This window comes from Ihubacter sp. rT4E-8 (genome assembly GCF_049852125.1).
Classification (GTDB): domain Bacteria; phylum Bacillota; class Clostridia; order Peptostreptococcales; family Anaerovoracaceae; genus Senimuribacter.
This window is the reverse complement of sequence record NZ_CP187534.1, coordinates 1-6,760: the sequence shown is the minus strand read 5'-3', so window position 1 is coordinate 6,760 and position 6,760 is coordinate 1. Positions and strand designations below refer to the sequence as shown.

The following is a 6,760-nucleotide window of genomic DNA, read 5'->3' as shown; positions in this document are numbered from 1 at the left end:
TAACCGCTTTTCTCTGCAGTTGGAAGCTACAGTCCGTCGCTTCGCTCTGGTTGGTTCTTCAGAGACGTGACATAAATTAAATATCAACACACCATCAATAGAATTCTTCGCCCCAGTCTCTTTCGGTTTGCTGCAGGTCATTCTCCATCACGCTCCGAAGCTCTTGCATCAGCTCAGGCTGCAGCTGCGTTTCTGGCAATTCAGTCTCAATCATAGCCTGAAACTGCTTATCTGCAGGGAGTGCTTTGAAAAGCGCCATTACAGCATCTTGGTCAACCCCATCCGTTAATTGCCCTCTAATAGACTCTATTTTCGCCTCTAAGCGATTTTTAACGGATTTTAATAAATACCCCCGTTTAGACGCCTTTTTTTATCTCAGAGACGCTTTTATTGCCCCCCTGGACCTTTGCCCAGCTCTATGCAGCCGGAGCCAGCATGGAGCAGATCATGGCAGATATGCAGATCGGGCGGAGGACATACTACCGCTACAAGGCGGCATATGAAGGTAGTGACAATAATTAATTAATATCACATATAAAAACGCACCTAACGTTACCAGTAAATCGTTTATATTTTTTCTTAGAGACTGTTACTGGTAACGGCTCCAGATCCTTCACTTTCTTTTTTTCGTGATAACAAGGGCTTGCGAAATTTCACCAACCGGTAATCTGATTTCGTTCATCGAAAAATCTCGTTACCGGTTTTTTTCGTTCTTTGCGAAATGCAAAAAACGAAGAAAGCCACGCCAAAGTCACGAAGGGTGTTAGGGGCGGAGCCCTTAACAAGCATGAAAAACAGACCTGTTTTTCTATGCTTGCCGTTATCAGGATTATCGTTTTCATGAGAAAAATGATAGAACATGGGAAGTGTATTTTTCAAAATTGTTGAATAGTGAAAAGGGCACGGCCTGATAAAAAATGTGGAAATTCCAATTCGTGAGAAACGCTTTTTTGAAAAAAATGACCTAAAGCACACTTGAAAAATTTCGGCAAATTTCTTAAAGTTCGCTTATATTAAAACCAACCAGAGCGAAGCGGCGGGCGGTAGCCCCAACCGCAGGGCGAGAGCAATTGCAGCGATAAGCTGCGTATGGTATAATCATCATGCTACCACCCCTAGACAGGTAGAGAAAGGGGGTGTGCTTCATGAGTGAATTTCTGTCATTTATCCTCTCTGTTTTGGCAAGCGTAGTCGCCTACTACGTCTGCAAATGGCTGGACGGAGATGAGTAGCTGGTAGTCAGCCTAGGGACTAAGCCACCCTCCCAAGACAGCATAGAAAACCCCAGTAGTTGCCGCTACTGGGGTTTTCGCTTTGCTCCATGAGCATTTCTGTCATTTTGCCTATTGACATTATACAGCATTGACAACCTCTTTGTCAAATATTCCTGCCTCTATATATTAAAACGATGAAACAATTCGTTACAAAATTTTTTAAAAAAAATAAAACTTTTTTGCATTCTACTTATTCTACAAAGAGACCTCTTCTACTGGGTCATGCCGCTGATGCAGTGATTATACACATAGTCCATAATGTCCTGTGAATCATTTGTCTCGTAAAAGGCGATTAAAAGGCCGTTAAACTCACGGATGCAGTCTTTCGGAATACTGATAATCCCGCATCCATTTTCAATCATGATCTTATTGGCAACAAGCTGCGCAGTTCGCTTATTACTATCGTTGTATAGCTGGGATCGCATCAGATACAGCATCATGGTCATTGCTCTATGCGTGGCTGATGCTATCTGCATGATTTCATCAATATCAGCAACTACAGTTTCAGGGGCAGGTATCTCCGGTATCCATGTCGTGCCACCAATATTGACTGGACTTATCCTCAATACGCCAGCGTTCCAAACTTCGCCGGAACCGCCAACTGCGCGATTGATCTGGTTAATATATATCAGTGACACGGGATAATCCTTTATGATATCGAGGGTAAACTGCCAGCAATACTTTAAATTGTTGATCACAACAATGTCTCTCACCGACACTGTTGGTACATTGATTCCTTCGCAGATTGCTTGCGTGTCCGGATACATAACGTTTATTCCTTCCAGCATCGATTCTTTCCAAACGAGGTCAATCATATTGCGCTTCACATAAAAGATGTTCTGCTCCATGGACATTTTATCACTCATCTTAGTTCCAGTACCTCCAGCTAAAACATATAACTCAAAGACTGCAACTGTGTCTGCAGCTGATGATACCTCTTACAAAGGTCAATGTACTCGTAATATGCCTGTTCTTCTGGTATCCGTTTTTTTACCGCCAGCTGGCAAACTGCAGTCATGATTCTGCGTTACTCTGCTTGCATCTCTTCCCATGATAGCTGCATCATGTCTTTTTTTAACACATACTTTGAATAATACATTTCCTTAACCTCCCACCATTTGTAAACCGTCGGCTTGCTAAGCCCCGTTTCTCTAATACAATCTGCCTTTCGTCCTTCCGGATGCTGGCTCCGCCACTCTGCAACAAAATAAGCAGCAGTACCACTGCCTTTTGGTCTACCTTTAATTTCACCCTGCTCTCGCATATATTTCAATGCTATTTCTCTATTTTGACGACACACATTTGCTGACGGACGACCTTTCTCGTTAACCCAATAATCTGCTCGCAGATGTTCATTCTGTCTTCTCCCATTTCGCTTGTTCTTCTCAATCTGAAAGCCAGCCCAATACTCAATCTCTCTAATCGACGTATCATAATACTCTTTATCATAGGCTTCAAGCGCAGATTTCATATCCGCCCGTGTCAACGGATTCTTATGCTGCACAGCAGCAACCTTATCAAAGATCTCGTTCATATCACGAATCAGCTGTTTTTTCGGGACATCACACTTACAGGCGTAAATCGCCATACACATCAGGTAGTAATACCGATGACCACCCAAAACCTGCGGAACTTGTTTCATCCACCAATGATACAATGCCCAAGGATCTGACCCGTGAACCTTCTCGTTAATAGCCCACTTCTTTGGCTTTTTCTGCCCCTCGACAATCACCCGCCGATACCACTCTGGATACCTTTCTTTCGCTTCATGCAGAGCAACCTGAGTGGGTTTAAAAGGCCTATTCAGATCTACACGATTCTGTGGCTCTGTATATCGGTTCAACCAATCCAAAGACACCTTGCCACCTGTACGAAAAGCCCTTACAATCTCACCATCACCCTTGCTATTCTTACTTCCCACCATACGAAAAGACTGATTGATTGACTGGTATTGGATATTCTTTTCTTGTGACGTGGACTTATACTCCCATATCCTAAAGGTCAAATCATATTTCAGCTGCTTCAGCTGCAACTTAATATTCGGATAAAGATCAATCGGTTTATCGAAAACATAATATAAATGCAGCCCCGTACCGCTCAGCACCGTAAAAGTTGGCCGCGGAATCGACCGAAAATGTTCCGGCTCCACGTTCCACCGCAATTCAATCGTGCGGATCTCATCATCACCCACTTCATCCAGATCAAAGATCAAAGCATTCATTTGCTGCGCATTCTGCAGCTTATTCGCCCGCTTTCGATAAACAAGGCCTGAACAAAGTGCCAGTTCACTATCCTTCACAAAAGAATTGTAATCAGCTTCCCATTCATCATTCAGCATAATCCGCCGCCGAAGCCGGCACCAATCGGCGTCATGGTATAGATAAATTGCATTCGGATGAGAGAAATCTTCATGCAACTCACCACGGTTTTCGTTATGTGGAAAAATCTCACGATAAAAAGCTACTCCACCCACTTCTTCATAACCCTGTTCTTTTGTAAAAAAGTCAAATACCGCCTTATATTTCTCGTTCATAAATCAGACTCCCTTGCCCCATTCCTATTAGGGGGCTTATATTATCAATAGACTTTTTTTTACCTTTTTTATAATTATTTAGGTTTACTCCAATATGCGGAGTAAACCTCTCTGCCTTGTCTTTAAGTATACTAAGTACCTGCCCTCAGATACTCTATAAACTACTTTTCTATTCCTGTTTTTTATCTAGTTCCCTTTGAATCAGAGTATACACGTAATTACTTACTGAACGATTTTCGTTTCTTGCAGCATCTTCTAACTTCACTTTCATAGCTCTGGGAACTGTTACTAAAATTCTAATTTTGTCATTACTTACCGCCATATAAACTACCACCCTTCTAGGTGATATCTATTTTACATCAAGGTGATACAAAAAGTCAAGATATCAATCATTGATTTTCTCTATCTTTTGTAACAAATTTTCAATTTCTTTTTGGGTATAGGAATACCGATTGTCTGAAACTATTGCTAAATGATCCTGCTCCATAATCTGCTTCAAATCTTTGGTATACTCCAAAAGACAAACTTTTTCTTTTTCTGTTAATTTTTCCATCAGGTATTCACCTCTCTCTGATCTACCAGTCTTGAGTTGTACCTGTTATTATATAGAACAAATGTTCTTTTGTCAATAAAAACTATTGCAGGAGCGTAAATTAAGTGTTATCATAGTGATATCACTTAAAAGAAAGGGGGTGCGCTTATGTTATTATCAGAAGAAGCTGTTCTTCTGGCGTTTATCCTATTGGATTATCTAACTGGAGTACTTGTCGCAATTTATGAAAAAAAACTGAATTCTACAGTAGGTCGAAAAGGTATTTTCACAAAGGTAGGAATTATTCTTTGTGTTGTACTTTGTAAGCTAATTGACATACTCCAAATAGAAGGATTCACGCCATTATTGCCTTTGGTGTCTTTATTCTTTATTTTGAATGAAAGCTTTAGCATTTTAGAAAATCTTAGCCTCTTGAATGTACCGATACCAGAAAGCTTGACATCGACACTAAAGAATTTTAAAAAAAAGTGATGTTTTAGTATTGACAAAGTGATATCACCATGGTAAGGTATAGGTGTCATCGATGCACTTTAGTTATCACTCATCACAAGATGTTCTGGTCAAATTGACCACAACATCACTACAAAAGAAAGGAGAAAATATTATGGCAACTCAGTATAAAACCCATACCTACAAAATTCTTAATACTGATGCAGGAAGACAAAAACTAGTAGACATCAGGAGAGAAATTAATAGCAGACAGAATAATTCAAAAGAGAGTTTGTTTAATATAATTCTTAATATTGCAGGCCTTTTTAATGTGGCACTTGGATTTTCTGCACTGGTATTTGGTGGAGCAACTGCAGGAAATGCAGCACATCTGGAATATTTAGAAGATATGTATACAACCATTTACGAAGACTTTACTAGACCTGGTTCTTCTAAAATTATTTCTAATGTTGTAATCACTCAGAAATTTGAAGGAACTGATTCAGGTGGCGAACGCGGCATTGTTTGGAAGGCTCAAAAACCTACTTACAAATACGGTAATCCTATTATTCATGGCTAATATTTATTTTCTTTGTTTGTTGGATTACTATTTAAATTGAACTGCTGTATATCGAGCAGCACCCACAGTGACATGGGAGAGGGGCTAACAAATAGCCTCTCTCAATTAAAATATAATTCTCTTGCAATAATATTAAATCACTGATTTAGAAACATTATTTAGGGTTTCAACTAATGCACGAATATCTTTTATATCATTTGCAAGAAAATCATAATATCCCCTAATTCCCAGCCCTTTGGTTGAGTTCCATCCTACTCTATAAAATTCTTCATTAATTAAATTTATTGCATGAATAACTTTTTCTTTCTCTTCAAGCTTGTAACCTCCGAACTCCCTTAAGTATAATAGAAAAAAATAAAAATCATCCAAATTATAATCTGAGTTTTTAATTTCACAAATTGTTTTAGTTGCGGTATAACAATCATTAATAAGAGTGTTTACTATTTCTTCTTGTGGTAATACCTCCTGTTTAATATTTTTATCAGCAATATTAATTGATTGATATATTTGATTTAAATTAATTTGTATAATTTTATTAAATTTTGTATCATTTTGACATCGGCAAATAATTATTATAATTAGGATGATAATCATCATTAGTAGTACTTTTATTATATATTTTGAAATTTCTTTTATTTTCATTATTTCTACACTCCAAATTACATTCTTATCTATTCTATCATACAATTGTCAACATTAAAAGTATAATCATCTTCCCAACAACCTGTCCCACCATGATTTAGATTGTTCTGCAGCAAGCTGCTGCTGCAGGCTTTCGATCTTCTCTCTACGTTCTACGAGACCTTTCTCTGCTATATCCAAATCTTTGTTGTACTGCGCCTTTACTTCAAGCCACATTTTTTCTTTTTGATCAAACTGAGATTTCTCACGATAAAGAATCTTTAAAGTTTCAATTGTATCTTCGTTAATCTCTCTAAGCTTGGAATTTTCAACTTTAAGGCTCTCATTTTCAGAAGTTATATGATCTATCATCTGCTGATTCTGTTCCGCCCAGGCTATCTTAGGCGCAGCTTCGACAAGCTGCTGTTGCAGACGTATAATAAGCTGCTGCGCTTCAACTAGCTGACGCCTAGCTTCAGTATCTTCGATAACTTCCACAGGCTTCGGCAGCGGGTATTTCTTATCCAATAACTGATACGCTTTCGTTTCCGTATCAATATATCTGCTCTTACCTTTTTTTACGGTTTCTTTTTGAATTTCAGGGTGATTTCGAATATATGCGTTGACAGTATCTCTATCATGCCCTCTGTTACTCGCAAAATCAGTTATAGATATAAGCATTTTCAATGACTCCATCTTCAAAAACTATAAATCGGCGATTTATCGGCGATTTTGTGGTTTTATCTTACCAGAACGTTGATATTTAGTCA

Annotated in this window: 10 protein-coding genes; 3 read left to right on the top strand and 7 right to left on the bottom strand. The window is 38.7% G+C overall.

Translation table 11 applies throughout. The features are described 5' to 3' along the window. Positions 1-94 precede the first annotated feature (94 nt). A complete protein-coding gene (locus tag ACPW7J_RS14625) occupies positions 95-259 on the bottom strand; it encodes a hypothetical protein (RefSeq protein WP_425757568.1) in 165 nt (54 codons plus the stop codon). A gap of 131 nt (positions 260-390) precedes the next feature. Between ACPW7J_RS14625 and ACPW7J_RS14620 the strand changes: the two genes are divergently transcribed. Next, entirely contained in the window at positions 391-522 is a 132-nt protein-coding gene (locus tag ACPW7J_RS14620) for a helix-turn-helix domain-containing protein (protein WP_425757567.1), read from the top strand. 964 nt (positions 523-1,486) lie between these two features. Here the strand turns inward: ACPW7J_RS14620 and ACPW7J_RS14615 are convergent. From ACPW7J_RS14615 to ACPW7J_RS14600, 4 genes are all read right to left on the bottom strand, one after another. Beyond that, positions 1,487-2,140, bottom strand: a complete 654-nt coding sequence (locus ACPW7J_RS14615) for a hypothetical protein (RefSeq protein WP_425757566.1) — start codon at positions 2,138-2,140, stop codon at positions 1,487-1,489. Between the two features lie 161 nt (positions 2,141-2,301). Further along, positions 2,302-3,807 carry a hypothetical protein gene (locus ACPW7J_RS14610; RefSeq protein ID WP_425757578.1) on the bottom strand — a complete coding sequence of 502 codons (1,506 nt, stop codon included), beginning with the start codon at positions 3,805-3,807 and terminating at the stop codon, positions 2,302-2,304. 169 nt (positions 3,808-3,976) lie between these two features. Then, positions 3,977-4,129, bottom strand: a complete 153-nt coding sequence (locus ACPW7J_RS14605) for a ribbon-helix-helix domain-containing protein (RefSeq protein ID WP_424960522.1) — start codon at positions 4,127-4,129, stop codon at positions 3,977-3,979. Between the two features lie 63 nt (positions 4,130-4,192). Further along, positions 4,193-4,360 carry a hypothetical protein gene (locus tag ACPW7J_RS14600; RefSeq protein ID WP_425757576.1) on the bottom strand — a complete coding sequence of 56 codons (168 nt, stop codon included), beginning with the start codon at positions 4,358-4,360 and terminating at the stop codon, positions 4,193-4,195. Between the two features lie 147 nt (positions 4,361-4,507). Between ACPW7J_RS14600 and ACPW7J_RS14595 the strand changes: the two genes are divergently transcribed. Beyond that, positions 4,508-4,831: a phage holin family protein gene (locus ACPW7J_RS14595; protein ID WP_425757574.1), complete on the top strand. Its 324-nt coding sequence runs from the start codon at positions 4,508-4,510 to the stop codon at positions 4,829-4,831. Between the two features lie 133 nt (positions 4,832-4,964). After that, positions 4,965-5,369, top strand: coding sequence for a hypothetical protein (locus ACPW7J_RS14590; RefSeq protein ID WP_425757572.1), 405 nt, complete (start codon positions 4,965-4,967; stop codon positions 5,367-5,369). A 132-nt stretch (positions 5,370-5,501) separates the two neighbouring features. On the opposite strand, the gene ACPW7J_RS14585 is transcribed toward ACPW7J_RS14590, so the two are convergent. Both ACPW7J_RS14585 and ACPW7J_RS14580 read right to left on the bottom strand, forming a co-directional pair. Next, entirely contained in the window at positions 5,502-6,011 is a 510-nt protein-coding gene (locus ACPW7J_RS14585) for a hypothetical protein (protein WP_425757570.1), read from the bottom strand. Between the two features lie 66 nt (positions 6,012-6,077). Continuing rightward, complete coding sequence (locus ACPW7J_RS14580; protein ID WP_425757569.1) at positions 6,078-6,671, bottom strand: hypothetical protein; 594 nt, start codon at positions 6,669-6,671, stop codon at positions 6,078-6,080. Positions 6,672-6,760: the final 89 nt, after the last annotated feature.